This window comes from bacterium, assembly GCA_018814885.1.
In the GTDB taxonomy this organism is placed as follows: domain Bacteria; phylum Krumholzibacteriota; class Krumholzibacteriia; order LZORAL124-64-63; family LZORAL124-64-63; genus JAHIYU01.
Genome location: JAHIYU010000190.1, coordinates 1 through 25,526 on the forward strand (window position 1 = coordinate 1; position 25,526 = coordinate 25,526).

The 25,526-nt window shown below is 65.3% G+C and carries 21 protein-coding genes and 2 tRNA genes; 9 read left to right on the forward strand and 14 right to left on the reverse strand.

What is annotated here, in order from left to right; translation table 11 throughout:
- Window positions 1–137: 137 nt before the first annotated feature.
- Window positions 138–1,508, reverse strand: a complete 1,371-nt coding sequence (locus KJ554_14615) for a M20/M25/M40 family metallo-hydrolase (GenBank protein ID MBU0743564.1) — start codon at window positions 1,506–1,508, stop codon at window positions 138–140.
- 13 nt (window positions 1,509–1,521) lie between these two features.
- On the reverse strand, window positions 1,522–2,397 hold the full coding sequence (locus KJ554_14620) for a DMT family transporter (GenBank protein MBU0743565.1): 876 nt from the start codon (window positions 2,395–2,397) through the stop codon (window positions 1,522–1,524).
- Between the two features lie 105 nt (window positions 2,398–2,502).
- On the opposite strand from KJ554_14620, the gene KJ554_14625 reads away from it, so the two are divergent.
- A complete protein-coding gene (locus KJ554_14625; GenBank protein MBU0743566.1) occupies window positions 2,503–3,504 on the forward strand; it encodes a hypothetical protein in 1,002 nt (333 codons plus the stop codon).
- Window positions 3,505–3,732: 228 nt separating this feature from the next.
- Here the strand turns inward: KJ554_14625 and KJ554_14630 are convergent, their stop codons facing one another.
- From KJ554_14630 to KJ554_14645, 4 genes are all read right to left on the reverse strand, one after another.
- A complete protein-coding gene (locus tag KJ554_14630; GenBank protein ID MBU0743567.1) occupies window positions 3,733–4,170 on the reverse strand; it encodes an SRPBCC domain-containing protein in 438 nt (145 codons plus the stop codon).
- A 12-nt stretch (window positions 4,171–4,182) separates the two neighbouring features.
- Window positions 4,183–6,837 (reverse strand): hypothetical protein, encoded by a 2,655-nt coding sequence (locus KJ554_14635; protein MBU0743568.1) that lies wholly within the window; start codon window positions 6,835–6,837, stop codon window positions 4,183–4,185.
- Between the two features lie 68 nt (window positions 6,838–6,905).
- Window positions 6,906–7,202 carry a transcriptional regulator gene (locus KJ554_14640; GenBank protein ID MBU0743569.1) on the reverse strand — a complete coding sequence of 99 codons (297 nt, stop codon included), beginning with the start codon at window positions 7,200–7,202 and terminating at the stop codon, window positions 6,906–6,908.
- Entirely contained in the window at window positions 7,195–7,797 is a 603-nt protein-coding gene (locus KJ554_14645; GenBank protein MBU0743570.1) for a hypothetical protein, read from the reverse strand. Before KJ554_14645 ends, KJ554_14640 begins: the two co-directional genes overlap by 8 nt.
- A gap of 136 nt (window positions 7,798–7,933) precedes the next feature.
- Between KJ554_14645 and pyk the strand changes: the two genes are divergently transcribed.
- Window positions 7,934–9,358 carry a pyruvate kinase gene (gene pyk / locus KJ554_14650; GenBank protein ID MBU0743571.1) on the forward strand — a complete coding sequence of 475 codons (1,425 nt, stop codon included), beginning with the start codon at window positions 7,934–7,936 and terminating at the stop codon, window positions 9,356–9,358.
- On the opposite strand, the gene KJ554_14655 is transcribed toward pyk, so the two are convergent.
- Together KJ554_14655 and KJ554_14660 are read right to left on the reverse strand one after the other, a co-directional pair.
- Entirely contained in the window at window positions 9,348–10,520 is a 1,173-nt protein-coding gene (locus KJ554_14655) for an SGNH/GDSL hydrolase family protein (GenBank protein MBU0743572.1), read from the reverse strand. The genes pyk and KJ554_14655 overlap by 11 nt on opposite strands.
- Window positions 10,521–10,564: 44 nt before the next feature.
- A complete protein-coding gene (locus tag KJ554_14660) occupies window positions 10,565–11,305 on the reverse strand; it encodes an SOS response-associated peptidase (protein MBU0743573.1) in 741 nt (246 codons plus the stop codon).
- A 56-nt stretch (window positions 11,306–11,361) separates the two neighbouring features.
- Here KJ554_14660 and KJ554_14665 point away from each other — a divergent pair, with 56 nt between their 5' ends.
- The gene (locus KJ554_14665) at window positions 11,362–12,942 is read left to right on the forward strand and encodes an adenylyltransferase/cytidyltransferase family protein (protein MBU0743574.1); all 1,581 of its coding nucleotides are present in this window, start codon (window positions 11,362–11,364) and stop codon (window positions 12,940–12,942) included.
- An 81-nt stretch (window positions 12,943–13,023) separates the two neighbouring features.
- A complete protein-coding gene (locus tag KJ554_14670; protein MBU0743575.1) occupies window positions 13,024–14,019 on the forward strand; it encodes a hypothetical protein in 996 nt (331 codons plus the stop codon).
- Window positions 14,020–14,073: 54 nt separating this feature from the next.
- Here the strand turns inward: KJ554_14670 and KJ554_14675 are convergent, their stop codons facing one another.
- From KJ554_14675 to KJ554_14685, 3 genes are all read right to left on the reverse strand, one after another.
- Window positions 14,074–14,553 (reverse strand): hypothetical protein, encoded by a 480-nt coding sequence (locus KJ554_14675; protein MBU0743576.1) that lies wholly within the window; start codon window positions 14,551–14,553, stop codon window positions 14,074–14,076.
- A 222-nt stretch (window positions 14,554–14,775) separates the two neighbouring features.
- Window positions 14,776–17,274, reverse strand: coding sequence for a trypsin-like peptidase domain-containing protein (locus tag KJ554_14680; GenBank protein ID MBU0743577.1), 2,499 nt, complete (start codon window positions 17,272–17,274; stop codon window positions 14,776–14,778).
- 153 nt (window positions 17,275–17,427) lie between these two features.
- Window positions 17,428–18,189, reverse strand: a complete 762-nt coding sequence (locus tag KJ554_14685) for a sugar transferase (GenBank protein MBU0743578.1) — start codon at window positions 18,187–18,189, stop codon at window positions 17,428–17,430.
- A gap of 437 nt (window positions 18,190–18,626) precedes the next feature.
- Between KJ554_14685 and KJ554_14690 the strand changes: the two genes are divergently transcribed.
- Entirely contained in the window at window positions 18,627–19,052 is a 426-nt protein-coding gene (locus KJ554_14690) for a hypothetical protein (GenBank protein ID MBU0743579.1), read from the forward strand.
- A 78-nt stretch (window positions 19,053–19,130) separates the two neighbouring features.
- Here the strand turns inward: KJ554_14690 and KJ554_14695 are convergent, their stop codons facing one another.
- The gene (locus KJ554_14695) at window positions 19,131–22,514 is read right to left on the reverse strand and encodes a hypothetical protein (GenBank protein MBU0743580.1); all 3,384 of its coding nucleotides are present in this window, start codon (window positions 22,512–22,514) and stop codon (window positions 19,131–19,133) included.
- Window positions 22,515–22,779: 265 nt separating this feature from the next.
- On the opposite strand from KJ554_14695, the gene KJ554_14700 reads away from it, so the two are divergent.
- The 4 genes from KJ554_14700 (at window position 22,780) to KJ554_14715 (ending at window position 24,658) form a co-directional block, all read left to right on the forward strand.
- Window positions 22,780–22,989, forward strand: coding sequence for an FAD binding domain-containing protein (locus KJ554_14700; protein MBU0743581.1), 210 nt, complete (start codon window positions 22,780–22,782; stop codon window positions 22,987–22,989).
- A gap of 200 nt (window positions 22,990–23,189) precedes the next feature.
- Window positions 23,190–23,263 (forward strand) — tRNA-Pro (locus tag KJ554_14705).
- A 37-nt stretch (window positions 23,264–23,300) separates the two neighbouring features.
- Window positions 23,301–23,374 (forward strand) — tRNA-Pro (locus KJ554_14710).
- A 255-nt stretch (window positions 23,375–23,629) separates the two neighbouring features.
- Complete coding sequence (locus tag KJ554_14715) at window positions 23,630–24,658, forward strand: hypothetical protein (GenBank protein MBU0743582.1); 1,029 nt, start codon at window positions 23,630–23,632, stop codon at window positions 24,656–24,658.
- A gap of 131 nt (window positions 24,659–24,789) precedes the next feature.
- On the opposite strand, the gene pth is transcribed toward KJ554_14715, so the two are convergent.
- Both pth and KJ554_14725 read right to left on the reverse strand, forming a co-directional pair.
- Window positions 24,790–25,332 (reverse strand): aminoacyl-tRNA hydrolase, encoded by a 543-nt coding sequence (gene pth / locus KJ554_14720; GenBank protein ID MBU0743583.1) that lies wholly within the window; start codon window positions 25,330–25,332, stop codon window positions 24,790–24,792.
- 92 nt (window positions 25,333–25,424) lie between these two features.
- On the reverse strand, window positions 25,425–25,526 hold a 102-nt coding region (locus KJ554_14725; protein MBU0743584.1), incomplete at its 5' end, for a hypothetical protein.

The window sequence follows — 25,526 nt, forward strand, 5'->3', positions numbered from 1 at the left end:
GAGGGCTGGAAAAAGAACGGGCTGTTCTGTAGAATGGGACACGATGAAAGCCTTTCTTTGCGGTGTAGTTGCTTGTGGTAAAACAACTTTAGCCGATCGGAAGGCTTTCGTCAGTTAAGATTCATGAATAATCCGGGTTAGCGCAGCGCCGCCGGCGATTCGGCCAGCGCCCACAGCAGCGCCGCGACGGCCGCCACGTTCCTCTGCAGAGCGCCGGGGTCCACCTTGTCGATGGTGTCGGCCGCGCTGTGATGGACGTCGAAGTAGCCGTCGTTGTGGACCCGGTGTCCGATCAGCGGCACGCCCGCGTCGGCCAGGAACGAGATGTCCACGCCGCCCCAGCCCTCGGAAACCTCGCTCGCGCCCAGGGCCGCCAGGGGCGCCGTCATCTCCGCCAGGCGGTTGATCGACAGGGAGTCGCCGCGCACGGTGAAGCCCGCCGGCGGGTAGCCACCCGAATCGGATTCGAGGGCCGCCACGTGGTTCGCCAGCTCGTCCGCGTGGTCGCGGGCGTAGGTGCGGCCACCCGTCTGGGTCATTTCCTCATCGGCGAAGAGCACCACGCGGATGGTGCGGCGCGGTTGCAGGCCCATGCGCTTCAGCAGCGACGCGGCCTCCATGGCGATCACGCAGCCGGCGCCGTCGTCGTGGGCGCAGCACCCCACGTCCCACGAATCGAGGTGGCCCCCCACCAGGACGATCTTTTCCGGATGCGCGCGCCCAGTCAGCTCGGCGACCACGTTCGCGGATGCCGCGTCCGGATGCCATCGGGCTGCCATCTCCAGGTGCACGCGCACGGGCAGGCCGCGCCGGGCCTGGCGGTGCAGCCTGGCCGCGTCCTCGACCGACAGGGCCGCCGCGGGGATGCGGGGGATGGTGTCCCCCTCGTCGTAGCGCATGACTCCGGTGTGGGGCGTGGAGTCCTGGGCGGGCGTCACCGAGCGGATCAGGCATCCCACCGCGCCGTGCCGCGCGGCGGCGATGGCGCCGCGCGTCCGGTACCGGACCGTCTCGCCGTAGCCCTCCCAGGGCGGGTCGAAGAGGACGAACCGGCCGGCGGCCTCGTCCGCCCGGGCTTCCAGCTCGTCGAAGTCGCGCACCGCCAGCACGTCGGCCTCGAGGCCGCCCGGCGGCGTGCCCACGCTGCCGCCCAGGCCGATCATGGTCAGCCGCGCCGCGTGCGGTTCCAGCAGCCATGCCGACTCGTCGCCGCGCACCCAGTGGGGGACGGCCACCGGTTCCCGTCCCACGTTCACGAGTCCGGCCTCGCGCAGGCGCCGCATCGCCCACGCGGCGGCCGCCTCGTAGTTCGCCGAGCCGCTCGGCCGGGGTCCCGCGATGTCGCACAGTTCCTCCAGCAGCCGGTAGGCGGAACTGTCGGCCAGGGCAGACGACACGATCAGGTCCATGGTCGAGGGGACGGGCGACTCGACCGGCTCGGGGGAGGAGGCCGCGAGCGGGGAGGCGAGCATCATGAACGTCAGGGCGACGGCTGCGGGACGGGACATCTCGACCTCCGGATCATGAGAGGGTCACCAGCAGGATGCCGCAGACCGCCAGGGCGGCGGCGGCGAACTTGCGCCGCGTGAACGCCTCGCGCAGGAACAGCGTGGCGAAGACCAGCACGAAGATGGTGCTGGTCTGGTTGAGGATGGCGGCGGTGCCGGCCTCGGTGTACTTCATGCCCGCCAGCCAGAGCATCAGCGACACGTAGGAGCCGAGCACGGTGCCCGGCAGGCCGAACCGCCAGTCGCGTCGCGGCCGGAAGGAGCGCAGATAGTCGCCGCGCCGCGACGACGCCAGCGCCACCGGCAGCATGAACGCCAGGGCGCCGAGCTGCCTCACCGTGGTGGCCCACAGGAGCGGCGAGCGTTCGAGCACCGGCTTGGCCATCACGACGCCCAGGGACAGGGCGATCATGGCGCCCACGCCCCACAGGATGCCCTTGACCTGCGCGGCGCGGTCGAGTCCCGCCGGGGATTCGATCCGCGAGGCGAGCAGCACGCCGCCGAGGATCAGCGCCATGCCCAGCAGGTGGAAGACCGACAGGCGCTCGTCGATCAGCAGGAAGGCGAAGGTGACCACCAGCGGCGAGTAGAGGCAGTCGATGATGGCGGTGACGCCGGCGCCGATGGTGTTCAGGCTCTTGTGGAACATGGTGTCGGCCAGGGCGATGGCGATCACGCCGCTGGCGACCAGGACCAGGTAGTCCCGCACCGGGGCGTCCAGCAGCAGGCCCTGGCCCGCCGCGTAGACGGTGACGACCAGGAGCGCCGAGCTGACCCCGACCCGGAACAGGTTGAGCGCGAAGGGCGAGAAGGTCTCGCCGGAACGCTTCAGGAAGATGACCGCCGTCGCCCAGACCACAGCGCACATCAGTGCGTAGAACTCGCCCATCGTCGCTGTACCTCAGGTGCAACCCGTCAACCTGTGCTTGCGTTTGGGGGACGATAAGGGAAGAATGGATCCGTGACCACAGGACATCAGCAGCGGAGGCCGCCCATGCCCATCCAGTATACAGCCCCGCTTCAACGCGCCTGGGCGCGCATGAAGACCATGCTCTTCCGCCCCTTCAACCTGGAGATCTGGTTCGTGCTGGGCTTCACGGCCTGGCTGGCGCGCCTGTGGGACAACGCCGGACTGGGCGGCGGCAACTGGGGGCGCAACGGCGTCAAGATCGACGCCGACGAGGCGGGACACCTCCTTCGCGGCGATTTCGACCGCTGGGGCGCCGGCCATTTCGACTGGTTCGGCCTGGGCGGTCTGGAAGCGGGCATCATCCTGCTGCTGATCGTGTTCGGGCTGGCCCTCGCCCTGCTGCTGGCCTGGCTCAGCTCGCGCGGCGAGTTCATGTTCCTGGACAACGTGGTCCACCGGCGCGCCAAGGTGTCCCAGCCGTGGCGCGAGTTCGGACGGCTGGCGGATTCCCTGTTCCTGTGGCGCATCGGCGTGCAGATCGTCTGCGGCGTGTTCGCGATCGCCCTGGTGCTGCCCGCCCTGTTCACGATCGTGCCCATCGTCGAGGGCGGCGCCTGGCGCGGCATCGGCATCCTCGCGGCCGGCCTGCTGGCCCTGGTCGGCCTGGGGCTGGGCATCGCCGCGACGCTGGTCAATTTCTGGACCGACCAGTTCGTCGTGCCCGTGATGTACGGCCGGCGCGTCCACGTGCTGGACGGCTGGCGGATTTTCCTGCCGCTGCTGCAGGCGCGGGCGGTGCCCATGATCCTCTTCGCGCTCTTCTACCTGGCCTTGGCCATCGGCATTGGTATCGCGGTCCTGGCCGCCAGCCTGGTCACCTGCTGCGTCGGCTGGCTGCTGCTGGCGATCCCCTACCTCGGGACGGTCATCCTGCTGCCGGTCTACGTGACCGGCCGCGCGCTGGGGCCGGAGTTTTTGGCCCAGTTCGGGCAGGAGTATGGGCTGTGGAGCGATGGCGGGGCGGGCGGCGGGGAGGCGGCGATCGCGCCCGCGCCCGACGGCGATGGTGGCGGAAGCGGCGATTGACCCGCCCCATGCTGATTAACTCGCGCAAACGCGACCGCCCCGGCCTCCACGCCGGGGCGGTCGTTTTCCGTGTAACACCAGTGGCCCGTTACGCACTCATGGTCAGCCCGGGGAAGTCGGGGTAGCGCGAAGCGTACCACGCCCCCATGGAGGAACGGGCATTCTCGAGTCTGTCCCGTCTTCCGGGAGGCCACTCCTTCGACGCGGAGCGGCTCCGGCTCTCCCGGGCTAATCCAGGATCTCTTTCTCGGCGCGCCAGGGCTGCCCGGCGCCGGTCTCGCAGTAGTTCTTCAGGCTCTGCATGTAGCGTCCCCACTGATAGTTGCAGCTGGCGAAGAAATCGGTCGCCTCGCGCCAGTCGCGGTGGCCGAAACGCATGCGCGTCAGCCCGCCGTCGGGCTCCAGGTCGAAGGTGACGAGCGTGCCGACCCATTCGGGGTGGGCCTCGTCGATGTACCAGGCGACGCGCCGGTCCGTTTCGAGGTCCACCGCGGTCATGGCGTTGTGATAGCGCTCCCCGAAGTCGAAGATCAGGCGCGCGCCGAGGCCGGTCTCGGCGGTGGTCTGTTCGGTCCACCAGGAAGCCAGCCCCTGCTGTTCGGTCAGGGCGCGGTAGACGTCGGCGGCGGGCGCCGCGATGGTGAACGTGTGCAGGATGTCCGGCATGTCTCGACTCCCTCAACGAACGAGCTGCATCTTGACGACGACGGCGCGGCCGTCGGCCGCGATCCGGCAGAGATAGACGCCCGCGGGCACCCGCCGGCCGTCGTCCGACGTGCCGTCCCAGTGTATAACATGATCGCCGCGCGGGCGCACGTCGCGCATCAGGGTCGCCACCCGTTCGCCGCGCACCGTGAGCACGTCGGCGGCCACCCGGGCGTCGCGCGCCAGGGCGAAGGGGATCGACGTGCGGGGATTGAAGGGGTTGGGCGCGTTCTGCCCCACCCGCAGCAGAGCGGCCCCCGGCGGCGCGGCGTCTTCCGCGGCGGTCGGCCCCCCGCCGAGCAGCTCCCGTTCCCACACGCCGTTGCCGTAGGTGGAGACGCGCAGCAGTCGTTCGCGGCCGCAGGTCGAGAGGTCCATGCAGACGGCGGCCTCGGGCATGCCGTCCGTGTAGGCGTTCCAGGTCAGTCCGCGGTCCAGGGAGACGTACACACCGAGGTCGTTGCCCACGTAGATGTGATCCGGATAAAGCGGATCGACCAGCACGGAGCTTGTGGGCACGTCCGGCAGGCCGCCGGTCAGGTCCTGCCAGGTCTGCCCGCCGTTGTCGGTGCCGAAGACGTGGCCGGTGCCGAACCCCGAGAAGGCCACGTAGAAGACCAGCGGATCGTCCGGCGCGAAGCCCAGCCCGACCGGGTAGCGGTCCGGCAGGACGCCGGTCACGTCGACGACGCTGTCGCCGCCGTCGTAGGAGGCGTAGACGCGGGCGTGCGAGTTCACCGGCGCCGTGGTCACGGCCAGGTAGCGGTCGTCGGCGGGGGAGACGGCCAGCGCCAGGGCCGGGTTGCCGCCCAGGTAGCGCCGGTACTGGAAGCTGGCGCCGCCGTCCAGCGAGCGGATCAGGTTCGTGGTGCCGGCGTAGATGGTCTGCGGGTGCTCGGGGCCGGCGAGGGCGTAGGGCGCGACGAACCCGGGGCTGCCGATCATCGGATCGGGCGTGATCTCGAGCCAGTTCAGCCCCCGGTCGGTGGACTTGAAGAGGTAGAGGTGCTGGGCCGACGCGTAGAGGATGTCCTCGTCGACGGGATCGATGGCGGTCCAGGCCCCGTCGCCGCCGACCACCCGGATCCAGGCGTCGCTGCCGTCGTAGATGGCCGAGTAGTTGTCCTGCATGCCGCCCATGGCGTGGTGCGGGTCGGTCGCCGAGCTGGAGAAGCCGGCGTAGAACTGGGTGGTCTGGTAGCCGCCGTTGCAGCCCTCGAAGGTCAGCCCGCCGTCCGTGGTGCGGAACACGCCGCCGTCGTTGGCGAAGTAGATCACGTCCGGGTCGGTCGGGTGCCACGCGATGTCGTGATGGTCCGCGTGGGAATAGTCGTACGGGCCCTCCGGCCCGCCGACAGGCACCTGCCCGAAGTAGCTCAGGCGCCAGTCGGTGAGGTTCTGCATGAGCGGCCCCTGCTGGTAGAGGCGGTGGATGTCGATGCCCGAGGTGACGACGTGCCACGCGTCGCCGGGATCGATGGCCACGTCGTGGGAGAACCAGCCCTGCCATTTCGAATAGTCGAACTGCGAAACGCCGAACCAGGTCGCGCCCGCGTCCTCGCTGCGGATCAGCCAGTTGGCGTTGTGACCCGAGCCGCCGTTGCCGATGCTGGCCATGAAGACGTCCGGGTCGGCGGCCGAGGACGCCAGCAGGGCCTTGCCGTCGTAGATCGGCGGGATCACGTCCGCGCCCTCCAGCTCGACCCAGGTCTGCCCGCCGTCGTCGGTGCGGTACAGGCCGCCGCCGGGGCTCTCCAGGTTGCCGCAGGCGGCCACCACGACGTCCGTGTCGACGGCGTGGATCAGCAGGTCGGTGGTCATGACCACGTCGTGCACCTGGTGCCAGCTCGCGCCCGCGTCCACCGTCTTGAAGATGCCCTCGGTGGAGCCGGCCCACACGATGTCGGGGTTGTCGGGAGCCAGCTTCACCACCTGCACGCCGCGCTGCTGGTCGTAGGACCAGTCCAGGCTCTTGAACCAGGTGACCCCGCCGTCCACGGATTTGATCACGCCGAGGCCGAAGCTGCCGCGCGTCAGGCGCACCGCGATGCCGCCCTGGGTGTCGTCGTACGAGTAGACCTCGCCGGTGCCGATGTACATCAGGTTGGAGTCGGCCGGGTCGATGGCGATCGAGGAGACCCCGAGCACGGGAAAGCCCGTCTCCACGCGGTGCCACGCCGCCTCGCCGACGCCGGCGGTGAAGCTGCGCCACAGCCCGCCGCTGGCCGAGCCGGCCCAGATGGTCTGCGGGTTCTGGGGGTTGAAGGCCAGGGCCAGGGTGCGGCCGCCGATGTTCCTGGGGCCGATGGCCCGCCAGGGGGAGAGGTTCTTGCGGGCGGGTTCGCGCAGGCGGGCGCGGGCGTCGCGCCAGGCTTCGAGCCAGCCGGTGCGCGGGTACTTCTCGGCGGGGTAGGCGCGCTGCCGGGCCAGCCACTGCATGGCGGCCATGGCGCCGGAGGTGGGGTGGGTGCGGGACTGGGCCTCGTCGCCCCCGTGCTCTTCGCTCAGGGCGATGCGGTAGGTGGTCGTGGGGTTCGCGTCTTTCCTCGCAGGGAATGATATGATCCAGAGCGACGCAGCGAACACCGTGCATAATGCGATGACCGAGACGAAGACGCGCTTGGACATGATCGACTCCGGGGATGTGGGAGGGGTGTTTCACGATACGCATCTTCAGCGCATGTGTTGCGCCTTGATCACACCCCCGCCTCCCGCGCGATCCGCCCCAACTCCTCCACGTGAGCCATAAACGCCTTCCGACCCTTGGCCGTGAGCCGAACCGTCGTCCGCGGCCTCCTGTGCACGAACTCCTTCTTCACCGCCACGTACCCCGCCTCCTCCAGCTTCTGCAGATGGATCCCCAGGTTTCCCTGCGTCATGCCCAGCAAGGCCTTCAGATCGCTGAAGGTCGCATCCCGCCGCGTGACCAGCGCCGTGACGATGCCCAGCCGCGCCTGCGACAGCAGGAGAGGGTCGAAGGTGTGCTCAGGCATGCCCGTCCACCAGCTTCCTGACCCGGCGCTCGCCCATCAGCCCGGGCACCATCAGGCCAAGGCCCATGAACGGCCCCAGGATGTACCCCATGTAGAGGGGGAACAGCATGGCCAGGACGGAGCCGGCGAAGATCGCGACGCCGGCGTAGAGGTACTCGCGCGTGTAGACCACGCCCAGCATGAAGGCCAGCACCGCGTAGGCGAACCCCCAGACGATGGAGATGCCGGCGTCGGGCAGGAGGCCCAGCCTCGGCCCGAGGATGCTGAAGAAGAGGCCCGCGCCGATGCAGAAGGCCGTGATCAGCTTGACCTGGTCGCCGATGAAGGTGTTGCCGCCCTCCAGGCGCGGGCGTCTGCTCAGGCGTGTCTCGCGCACGATGCTGAAGAGCGTGCCGACGACCACGCAGCCGATCGTCAGCGCCGTGCTGACGTCGTAGCGTTCGCGGCTGCAGAAGTAGTTGGCCGCCGGGTACCAGACCAGTACGATGGCGCCCCAGTGCACGCTGTGAAAGGAATGGGTGTCGATGCGGGCCTGCGTGCGGCGCAGGACGTCCCGGATGAAATCGATGTCCGCGCGGGCGGTCTCCGTGTCCATGTCTACCCCCCTGTTTCGGCCCCCGAGGCGTCGTGGTTGCGAACAAGGTCTATATTATAGACATGTCTTAATAATATGTCAAGTGGTGGCTTTCCCCCGTCGGTGATAGAATGCCCTCCAACCCGGAAGGAGATCCATGCGCCGCACAAAGATCGTCTGCACGATAGGGCCCGCCACGCGTTCGCCCCGGATGCTGGAACGGCTCGTGCTGGCCGGCATGAACGTCGTCCGGCTCAACTTCTCGCATGGCGCGCGGGAGACGAAGCTCGGGATCATCCGCGACGTGCGGGAGATGGCCGCGCGCCTCGACCGGCCGCTGGCGATCCTGCAGGACCTGGCCGGTCCCAAGCTCCGCATCGGCGGATTCGCCAACGGCCCGGTCGTACTGCGCTCGGGACAGACCTTCACCCTGACCGCGCGCGACGTGCCCGGCGACGCCGCCGCGGTCTCGCTGCTCTACAAGGACCTGCCCCGCGACGTCAACGTTGGCGACACCCTGCTGCTGGCCGATGGGGCACTCGACATGATCGTCGATAAGGTGGACGGTCCCGACATCGTCTGCCGCGTCAACGTCGGCGGCGAATTGAACTCCAACAAGGGGATCAACCTGCCCAGCGGCACCGTCAGCGCGCCCATCCTGGACGACAAGGACATCGCGGACCTGCGTTTCGGCCTCGAGCATGGCGTGGATTTCGTCGCCCTGTCCTTCGTGCGCAGCGCCGCCGACGTCCGCGCCTGCCTGGCGGTGATGGACGAGGCCGGCCGGCACGCGCCGATCATCGCCAAGATCGAGCAGCGCGAGGCGATCACCAACATCGAGGAGATCCTCTCTCTGGTGGACGGGATCATGGTGGCGCGCGGCGACCTGGGCGTGGAGATCCCCATGGAGAACGTGCCGGCCGTCCAGAAGTCGCTCATCGCGCGCGCCAACGCCGCCGGCAAGCCGGTGATCACAGCCACCCAGATGCTCAAGTCCATGGTCGACAGCCCCCGGCCCACCCGGGCCGAGGTGTCCGACGTGGCCAACGCCATCCTCGACGGCAGCGACGCCGTGATGCTCTCGGAGGAGACGGCCGTCGGCGCGCACCCGGTCGCGGCGGTGGAGACCATGGCGCGGATCGCCGAGGCGGCCGAGGCAGTCTTCCCCTACCGCGACTGGAGCGCGCGCTTCGCCGTGCGCGGCTCCCTCTCCGCCGACGAGGCCGTGGCCCGCGCCGCTGTGCGGATGGCAGAGGAGATCGGCGCCGCGGCCGTCGTCACCCTGACCCGCTCGGGCAGCACGACGAGCCTGGTGGCCAAGCACCGCCCGCGTCAGCCGATCCTGGCCATGACCGACGACGCGGCGACCTGGCGGCGGCTATCCCTGGTCTGGGGCGCCGTGCCCATGATGGCCGCGTCACGCGACGACCTGGACGCGCTGGAGGGGGACGCCGTGCGGCTGGCCGTCGCCTGCGGCTGCTGCCGGCCCGGCCAGACGGTGGTGGTCACCGCCGGGCTGCCCCTGCACCAGCCGGGACATACCAACATGATCAGGATCGTGGAGATCCCCGTCAGCGGGTAGGAGTGCCGGTCCGGGCTCGGCGCAGCGCCTCGATCTGCGGCGCCAGCCGGTCGGCGATCAGCTCGCCGTAGCTGCGGAAGCCCTCGAAGTTGAAATGTGTGTCCCCGTGCCAGTAGTAGGCCTGCGGATCGTCGCCGAAGATCCTGCGCAGGTCCGGTGTCGCGTCGTACATGGGGATGCCCCGCCGGGCCGCCGCGGCCGCCACCGCCGGCGTCACCAGATCGCGCCACACGAAGCCGTCCGCTTCGGGCGTCAGGTGGTGCAGGTACGGATGGCAGACGAACAGGATCCGCTCTGGCGAGCCCATCAGCTCGAGCAGCGTGTCGGCCAGTTCCGCCAGCACGTCGTCGAACAGCGCCAGCTCGCGCCGGTACTTGGCCGCGCTGCCCGCCCGGTCCGTGGCGAACTGTGACACCTCGCCCGGATACCAGCTCCGGTAGCCCTTGTCGAACGCCGGCATGTGGATCCTCGTGAAGTAGAGCTTGCGCAGGAAGCGCATCAGGTACAGCGGCTCCTTCTTGATCGACATCAGGCCGGTGACCGACTCCACGTTGACCGGGCTCGCCCGCACGGCGACGATCCGGTCATCATCGTCCCGCACCACCAGGCGCTGGTAGCGGATCGCCTCGTCGCCGAGATCGAAATGGTTGACGACCACGACGACCAGGTCCGGTTTCAGCCGGGGCACGAGGAGCTTGGCCTGCGGGATCAGGATCGAGGGGGCGTAGGACGAGTGTCCGGCGTTGCAGAACCGGGCGTTGCCGTCGACGGCGCCCAGTTCGCGCAGCCGCTCGTAGGCCGCCTGGACCAGCGTGTGCGGGTCGTCGTAACCCTCTACGAACGAATCCCCCAGGAACAGCGCCGTGAACGAGGCCGCGCCGTGTGCGGGATCCGGACGCAGCCCGTTGATCCGCACGCCCAGGCTGTCGCGTCGGATCGCGTAGCTCAGGCCGGCGTATTCGCCGTACACGTCTCGCCCGACGAGCGTCCAGTTCAGCAGCGGCAGGGGCCGGTGGTTCAGGACGTCGGAGAGCATCTCCTGGTCGACGTTCTCCAGCTTCAGGTCGCAGAGGGGGCCGAGAGCCTGCTGGACGCGCAGAACGCCCTCGGCAACCAGTAGGTTGAGCAGGATGAACAGGGTGATCTTGACGGCCGTCTTCATCAGTGCGCCCCCGGGCGAGAGGACATCGGGACCCATCCATCATATCACAGGAGCGACATCTGGCCGCCGGATTCATCATCGGCATTATCGGGCGCCTCCGCCAGCCCCACGGGCTCCACGCATTCCGGCACATCGTTGCGCGGGTTGCCGACCAGCGGGCCGACCGGCCAGGCCGTCATGGCCTCGGCGGGGAAGGGGCGCAGCAGGTCGCGCAGGCCCGTGGCGGCGTCCGGCTGGGTGGTCAGCCAGCGCTCGTAGTCGTCGCGGTGCAGGATGACGGGCATGCGATCGTGGACCGGCCGCAGCAGCGCGTTGGCGGCGGTGGTCAGGAGCGTGCAGGTATGCAGGGGCTCGGCGCCGGACGGGCGCCAGGTCTCCCACAGCCCGGCCATGCAGAAGCCCGGCTCGTCGATCACGCGGAAGATCCAGGGCTGCTTGCGCCCGCCTTGCCGTTGCAACTCGTAGAAGCCGTCGGCGGGTACCAGGCAGCGCCGGCGCCGGTAGGCGTCGCGGAAGGACGGCTTCGCGGCGGCGGTCTCCGCGCGGGCGTTGACCAACCGGTTGCCGATCGCCGGATCCTGGGCCCAGGACGGCACCAGTCCCCAGCGGAAAACGCGGGCCTCGCGCGGCCCGTCCGGCGCCTCCTGCACCGCCGCCACGACATCCTGGCCCGGCGCGATGTTGTAGCGCGGACGCAGGCCCAGTTCCAGGTCCAGGGCCGCGTCCAGCGCCATGAGCTGGGCCAGCTCCTCGGGCGAGAGCGCCAGGGTGAATCTACCGCACATGCCGCCTTCCCTTCTCTGGTCGTCAAGATAGCACATCCCCTGCCGATATAGAGGCCATGTTCGCCCTGTTCACATGGATCGCCGGCGGCGTCATGATGGTCGCGGGAATCGCGCTGGTCCTTCGCGAACGGCGTCGCCGCGTCACGGGGCTCGCGCTCGGCGTGTACGACTTCTGCCACGAGGGGCACGTCAACCTGCTGCGCCGTGCGGCCGAACGCTGCGACCGCCTGGTGGTGGGCGTGCATACCGACGCCGCCGTGCGCGAATACAAGGGCGTGCAGCCGGCCAATTCCGAGCTGGAGCGCGCCGCGGCCATCCGTGAGCTGGGCGTGGCCGAAGAGGTGGTCGTCGGCAGCGACCGCGCGGCCCTCTGCCGCCGCTACCGTGTCTCGCGCGTCTTCCACGGCGACGACTGGGATTCCGACACGTACCGCCGCCGCTGGGGCGAGGAACTGCTGGCCGAGCTGGACATCGAGCTGGTGATGCTTCCTCACACCGCCGGCATCGACAGCACACGTTTGCGCGCCAGGGTGCCGCGTATCGGCTGGTGGCTCTACAGCTCCGTCCCCGACTGGAGCCGCGCCCACATCTTCAGCCATCTGCGCGACCTCTACGCCGAGCTCGGCGGCATCTGGTTCGTGGCCGGCCCCGGACGGGAGCTGGTGCGCGGCGAATTACCCGGAGCGCCCTGCGTCCTGCTCGAGCCGGGCCAGGAATCGTCCGCCGCCGCCCGCGCCATCTCGCACCACGACCTGGACGTGATCGTCACCGCCCACTTCAACTACGAGGCGATGACCGACGTGCTCGGAGACCTGGGCCGTCACCTCGACCTGGTCGTGCTCTCCCACGGCCGCAGCGGCAAGCCGGGCACCAGCGCGGACGTCGCGCGCGGCCGCCACGGGGTGAGCGTCGTCGGCGCGTTCGGCGCGACGACGGGCGCCCGGCTCTACCGGCGCGGCGGCGTGACGGTCCACGACTGGTCGTTCGCTCCGGACGGCTATCTCCACCTGGACCGCTTCCTCGCCGGGGGCGGCCGGTTCGACAATCCCGCGCCGACGGGCCGTCCGCGCATCCTGGTGCTGCCCACCTGGGGACCCGACGTCGAGCAGCACGGCCTGCTGCTGTCCCGTCGCTGGCGCGGGGCCTTCCGCGAGCTGGCCCGCGACTGCGACGTCGTGCTGTCGCCCCATCCGCTCTGCGAGGCATCCGACGTGGGCCGCTTCGCTCTCGAGGTCGGCGCGGAAGTCCTGCCCGCCTCCGGGGCTTCGCACGTCCACGTGCCGGGGGCCCAATGCACGGTCAGCGATCTCTCCGGCGCCTTCTGGGAGGCCCTGCTCTTCGATACGCCTGCCGTGCTGGCGCGCCCCCTGGAGCCCGCGGTCTGGCCCGCCGACCTGCCGCCTTCGCGCGAGAGGACGCTGGCGGTGGCGGCCTCCTGCGCGCCGTCGAATCTCGCGGAGACGGTCCGTGTGCGCCTGGGCGCGCGCGCGCCCGGACAGCGCAGCCTGGCCGAGGAAAGGCTGGGGAGGATCGACGGCGAGGCGACCCGGCGACTGGCCCACCGCATCCGCGCCCTGCTGAAGGAGCCTGCTCGCAGGGGGGACGTCGTGCTCGCGCGCGATTCCGGGGTCTTGTAACCAACTGAACGAGATGTATGTTACCGGGTCGCCGCATATGGCCGCTGGCGCGGCGGACCTCGCGCTATAAGTTATCCGACCATGTCATCCAGTACACGAAAAGCCGACCTCCACGTGCATTCCTCGTATTCGTTCGATGTGCCGCTGCTGCCGGCGCTGCATCCGCGCGCCCTCTTCGAGACCGCCCTCGGGCATCGCGACGCGGACCGCCGCATGGACTACTTCGTCCTGACCGACCACGACACCATGGACGGCTACGAGGCGCTGATGCGCCGGCTGTCCGAGTCTGACCGCGCGCTCGTGATTCCCGGCGTGGAGCATACGCTCTACGATCCGTCCCTCGGCTTCACCATCCACGTCAACCTGTACGGCCTCGATCCCGATCTCTACGCGCGCTTGAGGATGAGCGTCACCACCCTGGACGACCTGCTCGCCTTCGCGCGCGAGCACGCGCTCCGCTGCCAGTACAACCACCCCACGTGGTGGGAGCGCGCGGAGCTGAGGCGGGGCGACGTCGACTTCTCCCGCGTGCCGGAAATCGCCGCCCGCTTCGACATGCTGGAACTGAACGCGGCCCGCACGCCCCTGCAGAACCTGATCACCGCCGGGCTGGCCGCCGAACTGAACCTGCCTATCACCGCTTCCAGCGATACACACACCGGCGTCGTCGGGCGCGCCTGCACCGAGGCAGTGGCCGATACGAAGGCGGAATTCCTGCGGGCGGTGTGGGCCGGCGAGGGCGCGACGCACCTGACCACGCTCTCGCAGGAGTCCCTGGTCGACGAGGCCCACGGCCTGATCGATTCCTACCTGGACCGGACCTCCGGCGCGGTCCGCGCCCGCGAGATCCGCAGCCAGTCGCAGGCCTGGCTCGAGAGCGCGGCCAGCCGCGTGGTCAGTTCGCACTGGGTACGCAACAACCCCGCCGCGCGCGAATCGCTGCGCACGCTGCTCAAGCAGGCGTCGCGGCCCATCATGCGCTGTGTGATGCTGTACGAGGAGAGGCTGGACCGGCGCCTGGAGGGTTCGTCGCTTCGCGGCTACCTGTCGTACACGGGCCGGGTTCGCGCGGCCTGAGCCGCGGCCTGTTCCGCTCGTCCCTGCGGGCACCGGCTCCGCCCGCGCCCCGCCCTACATCTCGGTTTCGAATTGCCGCGGGATCTTCAGCTCGAAGTTGTCCCACTTCGAGGGTGTGTGGGCCGCGCCGAGGATCTCCGCCGCCTTCTCGTAATCGCTCTCGCCGACGTGCAGGATGTACCGGTAGCCACCCTTGCCGTCCACGAGGCCGCTCGAGTTCTCCACGTTGATGTTGGCGTCGCAGAGCTTCTGGTGGATCTCCACCAGGGCTCCGAGTTCGTCGTCGCCCTGGACGATGAACGCGTGGTGGGGTCCGCTCAACGTCAACCCCGTGTGCCTGGCCACGTCGGCGAGCCAGGTCGTGTTGAAGGGGTAGATGATGAGCTGTGTCTCGTCGGGCCCGACCGGGAGAGCGTTGAAGGCGAGGATGTTCACTTCCTCGCTGGCGAGCCTGGACAGCAGACGGCAAGCCTCGCCGGGGATGTCGCGCGCCAACGTGTAGTAGTAGGGCGCACTGAAGATCTTGACCGCCATGTCACCCTCCCTGACGCGTGTCCTGCGAGGGGGGTCATGATCTCGGCCCTCGCGGGCACGTCATGATGATACCACAGGGCTCTACCCAAGACCAGACGACGGTCCCCGGCGGTTGGTGCGGAGTCTTGCGATATGGTAAGTAAAAGTCTGCCCGATCGATGTTTTCGCCGGGTTCACGGGATTGCGGCGGCGGAGGCCCCGGGGCCTCCGCCGCCGTGGCAGCTAGCGGACGAGCAGGGCCTTGACGACCTGGGAATCTCCCCCGGCTGTCAGCCGGAAGACGTAACCGCCGCTGGGCAGACCGCGTCCGGACGCGTCCCTGCCGTCCCAGATCGCGGTGTGGGTTCCCGCGGGCATGTCGCCGTCGTGCAAGGTCCTGACCCGATGACCGCGCATGTCGTAGACCGCGAGCGTCGCCCGGGCGGGCGCGGTCAGCACGAACGACACGGTCGTCTGGGGATTGAAGGGGTTGGGCACGGTGGGCAGGAGCGTCGCCAGACGGCGGTTCGGGCTCCCGACCGCGCTCGCCTGGCTGGGCTGCAGGGCCCAGATCTCCACGTCGTCGATGTTCCAGCCGGAGTACTGCCAGCTGCCGTCGGTCGTGCCCTGGGTCCAGCGCAGGTAGACCGTGGCCTGGCCGTCGGCGTAGGCGGAGATGTCGAATGCGTACTGCGACCAGGCGTTGTCGGTCACCTCCGCGCCGTTCTCCCACAGGGTGGTGTAGGCGACGCCGTCGTTGCTGACGCGCAGATAGGCGTGATCGTAGGCTGGCCGCTCCACGTTGAGCCAGCGCTGGAACTTCAGGGTCACCGCCTCGAGTCCGGAACAGTCGATGGCCTGGGTGGTCAGGTGCCGCTCCGGCAGGCTATTGGGGTAGTCGCCGGCCAGGTTGTAGCCGTAGACGTAGGCGCCGGTGAAGCCGGCGGTCGGATCGCCGTTGCCGTACTGGCCGCCGCTGCCCTGGGGCTGGCCCCAGGCCCAGTCGCCTTCGGCGTTCCACAGGGGGTCGGTGTCCATGTTCCACTCGTAGACGATCTCGGGCACGCCGACCTGCAGGTTCACCGCGCGCGTCGTGTCGCCGTCGTGGTTGGTGACGTTCACGAAGCCGAGCGTGCCGTTGTGGCTGCCGATGCCGAGCGCGTTGGCGTTGGCGTTGAACGAGACGGTGACGGTGGCCTGGCCTCCGGCCGCGAGGCTGCCGGTCGCGTTGCCCACGTCGACCCAGTTCACGTCGGCGCTCGCCTCGTAATCGAGCGGTGTGTCGCCGTTGTTGGTGAGCGTGTAGGCGAAGGAGGCGGGCGTGAAGGGGCCGCCCTGATCGCCCTGGCCGTCGTAGCTGCCGGCGCTGACGCGAAGCCCGGTGGCGTAGGGGGCCAGCAGGTCCCAGGCGGTCACGCCCAGGCCCAGGGGATCGAGGTACGTGCCCAGCCCCGCCGGCCAGGACACGGACACGCGCCCGTACCAGTCGGAGTCGTTGTTGCCGCAGGCCGCGTAGCCGCCGTGCAGCTGGCCGACGACGTGGTGGTCCTGGTCGAAGAGCGGCGAACCGGACGAGCCGGGTTCGGTGGTGCCCACATCCCAGTCCTCGATGCGGATGTGGGAGCCGTCGCCCGGCACGGCGGTGCCCAGATAGGACGTGGTCGTGCAGGGGTCGTACTCGAAGCTGATGCTCTTCTCGTCGGTGCTGGGATGGTGGATCGCCACCGCGCTGGTGGGGTCGGCGCTGCTGTTGCTCCAGCCGGCGTAGGCCACGTTCCACGCGGGATCGGGCGCGGCGTCCAGCTGCACCAGCGTGAAGTCGGACGCGCTGCTGCCGGTCACGAAGGTCGAACCGCTCTGGAACTGGGCGAGGCTGCCGCCGCCCTGCTGCCCGCAGACGGGGCTCTGGAAGTTCCAGTAGACGACGAGGGTCGCGTCGCTGCTGCTGGTCAGGCCGCAGTGGTCGGCCGTGAGGAAGTAGGGGGTCTCGTCGTCGGCCGTGTTGTTGACCATGACGCCGGTGCAGGCCCAGGAGCCGCTGCGCTGGTAGACCGCCACGCTCTGGATGTCGTCGCGCCAGTCGTCGCCTTCGGCGCAGACCACGTCGATGTTGCAGGTGCCGGCCTTCTCGGGAAACATGTCGCCGAACTTGCGGTAGCCGGTGTTGACCGCGGTCAACTCCAGCTCGAGCAGGGCGACGGCCTTCACGGGCAGCTCCACCTCGACCACCAGCTCCGCGGACTCGACCAGCGGCGTCCACAGCTCGCCGTGGGCCTTGTTGTCGGCGTCGTCGAAGGCGATGGCCGCGGCGCTGCCGTCCGCCGGGTAGATCAACAGGCGGCCGCCCGCCGGCATGGCGTAGCGGGCGAAGCCCAGGTTCAGGGACAGCGCGCCGGACGAACCCACGCGCAGGCGCCAGAGCATGGTACTCTCGTCCAGTCGCTCCCACGTGCCGTGGGTGTCGGGTGTGATGAAGGTCTCCTGGGGCACCGCGAAGCGGGGCGGCAGGCCCAGTCCCTCCGCCTGCAGGTCTTCGAGCTTGGCCACGTCGTGGTCGACGGTGTCGGCCCGGAAGAGCTGCACGGAGGCCAGCGGGCTCACGTCGTGGGTGGCTGCGGCCGGCTCGGCGTTGCGGTCGGCGGCGTCCGCGGGAACGACGAGCAGCACGGTCAAGAGGAGGGCGATCGAACAGGCGGACTGCGCGGCGCGCGTCCTGGCCGTTGTCTGGAAGATGGAAGACATGTGTACGATCCTCTGTCTGGTGTTGCCGGAAGCGGAAAGGGGCGGGGCGGCCTTTTCCACGATACTAGAGCCGGGCGGCAGCTCGAACTGTCCGATGCCCGGCTCAATATAATACCATAACAATCTAGTTTTGCCTAGCGGTGATCGCCGTGGCTAGCGCGCCCCTTCACCCGTCAAAACGACGCGGACGGTGGAGATCAGGATCCTCAGATCCAGCTTCCAGCCGCCCTTGCGGATGTAGAAACGGTCGAACATCAGCTTGCGGCGTACCGACCGCATATCCTCGTCGTAGCCGTTGTTGACCTGGGCGAGACCGGTGATGCCGGGCTGGGCGGCCAGGCGGTCGCAGTAGTCGGGTATGTCCCTCTCGTACTGGCGCACGAAGCACAGGCGCTCCGGACGGGGGCCGATCAGGGTCATCGAGCCGAGCAGCACGTTGACGAACTGGGGTACCTCGTCGATGCGCGAAAGGCGCAGCAGGCGTCCCACGCGGGTGATCCGGCTGTCGCCGGCCGCCGCGAGCTGGGGGCCGTCCTTCTCGGCGTCGATGCGCATGGTCCGCAGCTTGTAGATGCGGAAGGGCCGTCCCGGGTAGATCACCTTGCGCCGTTCGGGACCGGCGGTGTCGTGCTCGTGCCTGCGGCGGTTCTGTCCGATGCGGCTCTGTGTGTAGAAGACGGGTCCGCGCGAGTCGATCCTGATGGCCAGGGCGATCAGCGGCAGGAACAGGCCGAACAGAGCGAGCGCAACTGTGGAGACCACGATGTCGAACGCCCGGCGGAGAAAGGCATACAACCCCCGGCTGCGCGCGGGGCGCGGGGGGGGCGGCATGTCGGTGAAGAGTCTGGGCAGTTCGTGGTCAGGTAGCGCCCGAATGCGGTCCCTGAGCTGGCTGCTGTCGTCAATCGGTGTCATTGTCTATCGATCCTCACGGGTCTTTCTGTGGTCGTCGGTCCGGGCGTCGACCGATGTGCGTGCAAGTTGTTGTTTGATGTCCCGTAATGGCCTTACATTATAAACCATCTCATTTTTTTAGTCCACACCATGAACATGAAAAATATGATCATATAGAGTGCGGATGTTCAACATGATCAGGCATTCCCCTATTTACACCCCCTCCGACGATCCGAAGTTTGCAACCGATCTGCCTATCTGTCAATATTTTATAGTAATCTTCCAAACCCATGGCGTGCACAGTGTTCGCCAAATCGACCGCGGCGACCGTCACGTGAAGAATCTGGCCAGGGCCTCGACCCGCTCAGGAACGTGGCGTTTCTCCACCGGATAGTGGCGCAATATTGGACCCCGGTGTTAGGATCATGGCGGTGACCAGCTCAGCCGAAGGAGAATCGATGCCGAGACGAACGACGATGATCCTGTTGCTCGCGACGGTCATGCTGGCCGGGTGCGCCGGCACGTCCGGCGACCTGCGCGGGTCGTGGATCCTGGTGCAGCGGCAGGGCCGTGATCTGGAAGTGGGCGACAGACCGACGCCCAACGACATCGTGAAGATCCTCAACGACGACCGCTTCGCCTTCGCCGCGCAGCAGGGACCGGGCGAGATCTTCGGCGGCGGCGGCACCTGGCGACGAGAGGGCGACACCTATGTCGAGACGATCCGTTACCACTCCCACCCGGAACTGGTGGGCGCGGTCGCGACCTTCCGGTGCCGCGTCGAGGACGACTTCTGGTATCACGCCGGCGAGTTCGACGCCAACGGCCGGCGCTACGTCATCGACGAGGTCTGGCGGCGCCTGGACGAGGAGGGCGACAGGTAACCGACCCGCCCCGGACGCATGAAACAGCCCCCGGCCGGCAAGGCGCCGGCCGGGGGCTTTCTGCGTTCGCGATCCGTGCTACTTGGTCAGCAGCATCTTGTGGGTCAGCTCGCGGCCGTCGTGGCGCAGGCGCGCGAAGTACACGCCGGAGGCCACGCCGTGTCCGAGATCGTCCGTGCCGTCCCAGGCCACGCCGTGGCGGCCTGCGGCCATGGGACCGCTGTGGAGCGCGCGCACCAGATGGCCGCGCACGTCCACCACGTCCAGGTCGACCTCGCCCGCGCGCGGCAGCGAGAAGATCACCTTGGTCGACGGGTTGAACGGGTTGGGGTAGTTGCCCGCCAGGACCAGCGTCCGGGGCGTGTCGCCGGCGCCCGTGGACGATTCGACCGTCAGGGTGACCGTCACGACCTCGGGGCCGCCGCCGGCGTTGTGGGCGATCAGGACGTAGGCCGTGTAGACGCCGTCGGCCAGGCCGGTGGCGTCGTAGGTCAAGGTCACCGGCTGGTTGCCGCCCTGGGGCAGCGTGCCCGACTCGACGTCGAGGGTCAGCCAGGTCACCATTTCGAAGAGGGTGAAGACGGCGTTGCTCTGGTCGGCGACCGTGTCGTCGAGGCTCGAGACGCGGATCAGGGCCGCGGTGGTGCTCGGTCCCGGGAAGACGACGGACTCGTCGCCGTCGTTGGGCGTGCTCGCCACCAGGGTTTCCCAGCTGCCGCCGCCGTTGCGGCTCAGCTCTATCTTGACGTCGGTCACGTCGCCGGCGTGGTCCCAGGTCACCGGGTGGGCGTAACCCCAGGCCATCGTCTCGCCGCCGTTGGGTTGCGTGACGGTGACCGACGGACCCGAGGCGGTCATGGCGAAGCTGCCGCTCAGGTCGTGGGGCGTGGAGCCGTAGATGTCGCCCTGGATGAACCAGCCGAAGGCCTGTTCGCCGGACAGGGAGCCGCCGAAGGTCACGTTGACGGTGCCGTTCGCCGTCTCGCCGCCGTGCAGGGCTCCCCAGCTGCCGTCGTTGCCGTGCCAGTTGACGGTCACGCCGTCGCCGGTCGGCCCGTTGAAGCTCAGGGGCGCCGTGCCGCCCGTCAGGGCGGTGGCCGAGTTGACCGTGACGCCGACGGGGAAGTCGATCTCCACGTCGGTCAGCCACTCGTAGTCGGTGCTGGCGTTGTAGACCGAGATGTGCAGGTCCACGGTCTCGCCGGCCAGGAATTCGGTCTCGGCGCAGGAGACGGTGGAGCCCGCCACGCTCTTGGCGGTCTTCTCGTACGGATTCTCGGCCTGGATGGACAGGCTGAAGTTGAGCTGCGATTCGGGCTCGCCCGTGTTGGTGATCGTCAGGACATCCGTGTCGAGCTGGCCGGGCTCCAGGGTGGCGGCGCAGGTGGTGACGCTCAGGTCGATCTGCGGCGAGGCCATCAGGATGTCCTCGACGTGCGGCTCGCGGTTCTGGGCGGTGACGACCATGTGCAGGGGCAGGCCGCCGTCGGGCGTCGTCATGAAGTCGATGGTCGCCGACCCGGAGACGCCCACGCTGCCAGCGCCGATCAGGATCGTGCCCTGGGTCAGGCCGACGTAGCTGCCCGGCACGGCGCTGATGGTGATCGACGTGGCGCCCATGGCATCGACGGTGACCGCGTTGGGAGCCGGCACGCCCATGTAGGTGCTCAGGCTGGGGTCGCCCATCAGGTTGTAGATGTTCCAGTAGTACGACGTGCTGCCCGAGCCCGCCTCCTGCACGGCCAGGTTGCCGGCGAAGACCATGGCGTCGTTGGTCACGTACCACTGGTCCATGCCCTCGCCGTGGTCGTGGAAGACGCCGTCGTAGGCGCCCAGGCCGGTGACGGCGTATGTCGGACTGGAGCTGATGGAGCCGGAGCCCACGCCCCACCAGTAGTCCTCGTCCCACAGCGTGCTGTTGCTGGCGCCGATGTAGCCGATCGCGCCCTTGTTCGCCGCGCGCAGCCAGGTCTCGGCGAAGCATTCGCCGTAGTCGTAGGTGCTGGTCAGGCAGCAGTTGCCCACCGCCATGCAGTATTTGCCGTCGTTGGTCAGCGAGTTGATGTTCGACTGGGTGAAGCTGGGGTCGCTCCAGCTGGTCTCGCTGCCGTGGGCGGTGTAGTTGATGTACGCCACGCCGTCGTTGACGGTCTGGACGACGGCGGCCGGCACGCCCGCGCCGTCCGAGGCGGGATAGAGCCACGTGTTGCTGGTGATGCCGTGCGCGGCGTTGAAGTAGGTGTTGGTCCCGTAGTTGATCTGGCCGTTGCCGTAAGTCGGCGCATAGCCGGCATCCACGCCGGCGATCATGGTCACCTCGCCCAGGTAGCTGGGATCGGGCATGGTGAACTGGTCGTACATCATGGTCTTGTCGATCATGGCCTGCAGCTGTGTGGCGTTGGTGCAGGAGAAGCGGCCGTAGTAGATGTCGGGCACGTAGTCGCCGTCGACGGCGCAGTAGGGCCGGTCGGTGGCGTCGCCGCTCACGGTGAACGTGGGCATCTGGGCCACGTCGCCCACGAAGAGCACGAAGCTGGGCGCGGGCTGCGCGGGCGTGGCGTTGTCGTACAGGTCGTGGATGTACGACTGGATGGTCGTGGTGGTCGAGCCGACCTCGGGTGTGTCGGTCACGGCCACGATCATGATGAAGCCGCGCTGGATCTTCCAGTTCACGAAGTCGGTCAGCTGGTACTGGAACTCGGGCGGGGTGACGATGACCATGGTCACCACGTCGCGGACGTGGTCGGGGAAGCTGTCGTGCAGGCCCTTGGCGCCGTCGAACTGGGCGTAGAGGTTGTCGAAGAAGGGGCTGTCGGTCCGGGCCCACAGGTCGGCGCCGGAGCTCTTGTCGCCGCCCTCGTAGACTACTTCCAGATCGGCGCTCTCGACGATCTCCAGCTCGCCCGTCAGGGGCCGGTAGCTGACCGGCGCGAACTCGAGCCGTGCGAAGTCCATGGCGCGCAGGCGGCCCTGGGGCGCCACGGCGGCCAGGTCGCGTCCGACCCTGTCGACGGTGTAGGCCGACTCGTCGTAGACGAAGGGCCAGCTCTGCGCGTCGGCGTTCTTGGGCATCGAGGGCTGGGCCGGCATGAGCCGCCCGGCGATCCCGAAGTCGGCGAGCCTGACGGTGCGCGTCTCGACGTTGCTCAGCTCGACGCGGGCGACGGCCCCGTGGGGCACGGCGATCAGCGTGTTGATCATGGGCAGCTCGGGGGCGCCCTCGTCGTGGGTGGCGTGGAAGCCGGGCAGCACCAGGCGGGTGAATTCGCCGCCCTTGGTGGACACGTCGATGGTCTGGATATCGCCCACCCGCACGTGATATTGCAGGCCGCCGGCCTTCTGGTCGATCAGTTCGATGGAGGATGTCGTCCCGTTGACGGGAATGGTGCCGGCCAGGGCGATCGTCGCCGAGGCGGCCAGGATGATTGCGGCAGTCAAGCCGATGAGCGCGCGCTTGGGCATGAGCAAGCTCCCCTGAGGTTGAATCCAGAGTGATGTTGACCGGTCACAATCATAACATTCAATGATCACGAAACCATCACATTGGCGCCGTGATCGGGGATCATGCCCGGGACCGAAGCGATGCCGCATGCGGCGTGTGGGCCCCGGGATTGCCACCCTCGCCGTCGTTCCCCGACTTGGCCGCCAGGTGACGATGTGCTAACATGTGCCGACAGGCCCAATTGGGCCTCGATTCGCCTGCTTCGATCCGGAGGACCCTGAGACCATGGCTGTGCGGACCTACGTGAAACCGACTTCCCTGTCCGAAGCCGCCGCGTTGCTCGCCGCGCACGAGCGCGCGGTGATCATCGGCGGCGGGGCGTATCTGCGGCTGGGCGCCCGGAGCTTCGACGTGGCCGTCGATCTCTACGACGCCGGCCTGGACTACGTGCGCGAGACCGGGGACGGCCTGGAGCTCGGGGCCATGGCCTATTAGCGATTGATTATTGGTTGTTGTTTGATTATTGATATTTTTAGTATCTCGTAATATATTACCATATTTAATTATTCTTTCAAAATAGTATCCTGAATTTTGTCTAGGAGCGGTGAAAGTTAAACCGCCCTCCTGGTTTGGTTGGAGCCTTAAATAGAACCTTGTGTTCTTGCTCCTAGACAATATTTTAGATATTATCATATTGGGGCGTGGCGCAGTCTGGTAGTGCACCCGCTTTGGGAGCGGGATGTCGCAGGTTCAAATCCTGTCGCCTGATGCCTTCGTTCTTTTTAACAGTTTTTACAGTTTGTTTTAGGCGTATAGTTCAGCTTGGTAGAACGCCCTGATGGGGTCAGGGAGGTCGCGGGTTAAATTCCGGCTACGCCTATCAACCCAAATATAAAGACCCTTTTCTTTAGGAACAGGGTCTTCTTTTTAAAGAAAGTGTTAACAATATTAAAAAACAAAAGAAGGTAATTTCAATGTCACAGATAGATGAAGAGATTGATGCGTTATCATTGTTAAGGCTCAGGTTAAAGGGTAGCTTGGAGGGAAAGGGAGATCTTCCTGATCACGAAGATACATTAAAGATTATTCATGCTTATTTTGTTCAGTTTATTTATATGAACGGGGAGGATGTGAAATGAATAGAGAAGTGAGAGGGTCAGAAAGGAACGTAAGATGCCCACAATGCAACAAAAAGCTAAAAAGTTGTCAGTGCAAACCAGCGATGAAACTATGGCTGAAAGTCTGTTTGCTTATTTTGGCCCTTATGGTTTTAGCCGCATTAGTATATGTGGGTATCGGTTATAAAAAAAGGGTCGATGAGCAAAGATACAAGGCAAGTATTAGTAAGATAATAAATGATATGTATGAATACATTTTCAAAAGGAATAATAAGGATGTTTGGTGGTTTGAAAGCGCCTACACAAGAGATTTTTCAACAAGAGCTCAAAAGTTGGAAGAATCAAAAAAATCTATCATTAATGTTCTAGAAAAATATAAAGATACAAATGATTTAATGAAAAGGATAGCGAAGAACTTTAAGACATTTTATACCTCTGTGTACCTAAATGGGGTGTCGCAAAAAATATATCTGGAAGGCGATTCGATTTTATCTTCCGAAAGTTATGATATTGAAATATGCTTTATTTCAAAAGACCAGCGAAAAGGTCACCCCAGCTCAATGTATTATAATAGCGGATGGAAGGCGTTATTAATTTCTGGAGTAAGGCATCCGGATATATTATTTGCTGCGATCTTGTGCCATGAATTAGGTCATGCACTTTTCCATATTGTTGATAAAGCGCCATCAGCTGTTGCCGAACCTGGCTCCGATTTATTTATTCACGAAGAAGTCGTGATGCACGAGTTAGAAGCTGATATTATCGACAAAGGTACAAATGGTAAATATTATCAATATGTTGATAACTTAATAGCCAGTTTAAAAGGTAAAAAGAATTTTGTTGATATTTTAGAAAAAATTGGAGTACAAGATTTACGTGAATTAGATAAAATCACGGGAGCTGAGCAGTATGGACCGGCAGTAGCCAGAAATGCTAGCAGCGAATACTTCATTACAATTGGATTTCGTTTCATAGATCAGTGGGGAGGCGGTAGGTTGAAAAGAAAGATAGAATTCTATCGTTGGTTTACTGCGACTTTCAAGTAATTTATATTTAGAAATATATGACCTCGGTGTTTAAGCATTGAGGTCTTTTTATTTAGAATACTAGCCCGAAATAAAGAAAGCCTGACTTCAGGTACTTAAAGTCAGACTTCCTTTAGTACGCTTAAGCTATTTTATGCAAGAGAGATTCCTAAAATTAGTTTATTAATAATTTGTAGTTCTTCTTGGTTAAATTTTTGTAAAACAAATTTTTCCGCCGTGATTTTATTTAGAGATTCTGTGCGTATACCTATTCTAACACGTTTAAAGTTTTTAGTTTTAAGATAATTAATAATAGATTCAACCCCGTTATGGCCAGCAGAGCGGGAATCTACTGATGTTTTAATTTTACCTAATTCAATATCAATATCATCATGGATTACAGTTAGAGTTTCTGATAAGTCACTATTTTTCTCTTTCAAAATGCCAAATTTTTTAGGAAGTAATTTATAATAGGACATAATGACTTGAACAGCTTGGCCGGAATTATTCATAAATGTCTGAGGTTTAATGTGTATTACATTATTATGTATGCATATTAAAGCGTTGAATTTTTTATTATTTTCCCAATTTAAACCAAGCCGTTTGGCAATAGAGTCAACAGCCATAAAACCGACATTATGGCGGGTATTTTCGTATTTTTTACCAGGGTTACCTAAGCCGACGATGAGGTTCATAAATAATTTAAAAGTTATTTTCAATATTCAATGCCCAACAATCATCTTGAAGTATATTAAGGCAATGGTATTTTAGTTGTTGGCTACTATTTTCACTTTTTCGTTACTATCATCTTAATCGGCGTAGCAATAAATCCATATTTATCTCTTAGACGATTTTTTATAAAGTGTACATATGAAGAATGAAGATTATC

Excerpts from the sequence above, each read along its gene's own strand:
- KJ554_14615 (MBU0743564.1), bottom strand. The coding sequence starts at position 1,508 with ATGTCCCGTCCCGCAGCCGTCGCCCTGACGTTCATGATGCTCGCCTCC.
- KJ554_14620 (MBU0743565.1), bottom strand. The coding sequence starts at position 2,397 with ATGGGCGAGTTCTACGCACTGATGTGCGCTGTGGTCTGGGCGACGGCG.
- KJ554_14625 (MBU0743566.1), top strand. The coding sequence starts at position 2,503 with ATGCCCATCCAGTATACAGCCCCGCTTCAACGCGCCTGGGCGCGCATG.
- KJ554_14630 (MBU0743567.1), bottom strand. The coding sequence starts at position 4,170 with ATGCCGGACATCCTGCACACGTTCACCATCGCGGCGCCCGCCGCCGAC.
- KJ554_14635 (MBU0743568.1), bottom strand. The coding sequence starts at position 6,837 with ATGTCCAAGCGCGTCTTCGTCTCGGTCATCGCATTATGCACGGTGTTC.
- KJ554_14640 (MBU0743569.1), bottom strand. The coding sequence starts at position 7,202 with ATGCCTGAGCACACCTTCGACCCTCTCCTGCTGTCGCAGGCGCGGCTG.
- KJ554_14645 (MBU0743570.1), bottom strand. The coding sequence starts at position 7,797 with ATGGACACGGAGACCGCCCGCGCGGACATCGATTTCATCCGGGACGTC.
- pyk (MBU0743571.1), top strand. The coding sequence starts at position 7,934 with ATGCGCCGCACAAAGATCGTCTGCACGATAGGGCCCGCCACGCGTTCG.
- KJ554_14655 (MBU0743572.1), bottom strand. The coding sequence starts at position 10,520 with ATGAAGACGGCCGTCAAGATCACCCTGTTCATCCTGCTCAACCTACTG.
- KJ554_14660 (MBU0743573.1), bottom strand. The coding sequence starts at position 11,305 with ATGTGCGGTAGATTCACCCTGGCGCTCTCGCCCGAGGAGCTGGCCCAG.
- KJ554_14665 (MBU0743574.1), top strand. The coding sequence starts at position 11,362 with ATGTTCGCCCTGTTCACATGGATCGCCGGCGGCGTCATGATGGTCGCG.
- KJ554_14670 (MBU0743575.1), top strand. The coding sequence starts at position 13,024 with ATGTCATCCAGTACACGAAAAGCCGACCTCCACGTGCATTCCTCGTAT.
- KJ554_14675 (MBU0743576.1), bottom strand. The coding sequence starts at position 14,553 with ATGGCGGTCAAGATCTTCAGTGCGCCCTACTACTACACGTTGGCGCGC.
- KJ554_14680 (MBU0743577.1), bottom strand. The coding sequence starts at position 17,274 with ATGTCTTCCATCTTCCAGACAACGGCCAGGACGCGCGCCGCGCAGTCC.
- KJ554_14685 (MBU0743578.1), bottom strand. The coding sequence starts at position 18,189 with ATGACACCGATTGACGACAGCAGCCAGCTCAGGGACCGCATTCGGGCG.
- KJ554_14690 (MBU0743579.1), top strand. The coding sequence starts at position 18,627 with ATGCCGAGACGAACGACGATGATCCTGTTGCTCGCGACGGTCATGCTG.
- KJ554_14695 (MBU0743580.1), bottom strand. The coding sequence starts at position 22,514 with ATGCCCAAGCGCGCGCTCATCGGCTTGACTGCCGCAATCATCCTGGCC.
- KJ554_14700 (MBU0743581.1), top strand. The coding sequence starts at position 22,780 with ATGGCTGTGCGGACCTACGTGAAACCGACTTCCCTGTCCGAAGCCGCC.
- KJ554_14715 (MBU0743582.1), top strand. The coding sequence starts at position 23,630 with ATGAATAGAGAAGTGAGAGGGTCAGAAAGGAACGTAAGATGCCCACAA.
- pth (MBU0743583.1), bottom strand. The coding sequence starts at position 25,332 with ATGAACCTCATCGTCGGCTTAGGTAACCCTGGTAAAAAATACGAAAAT.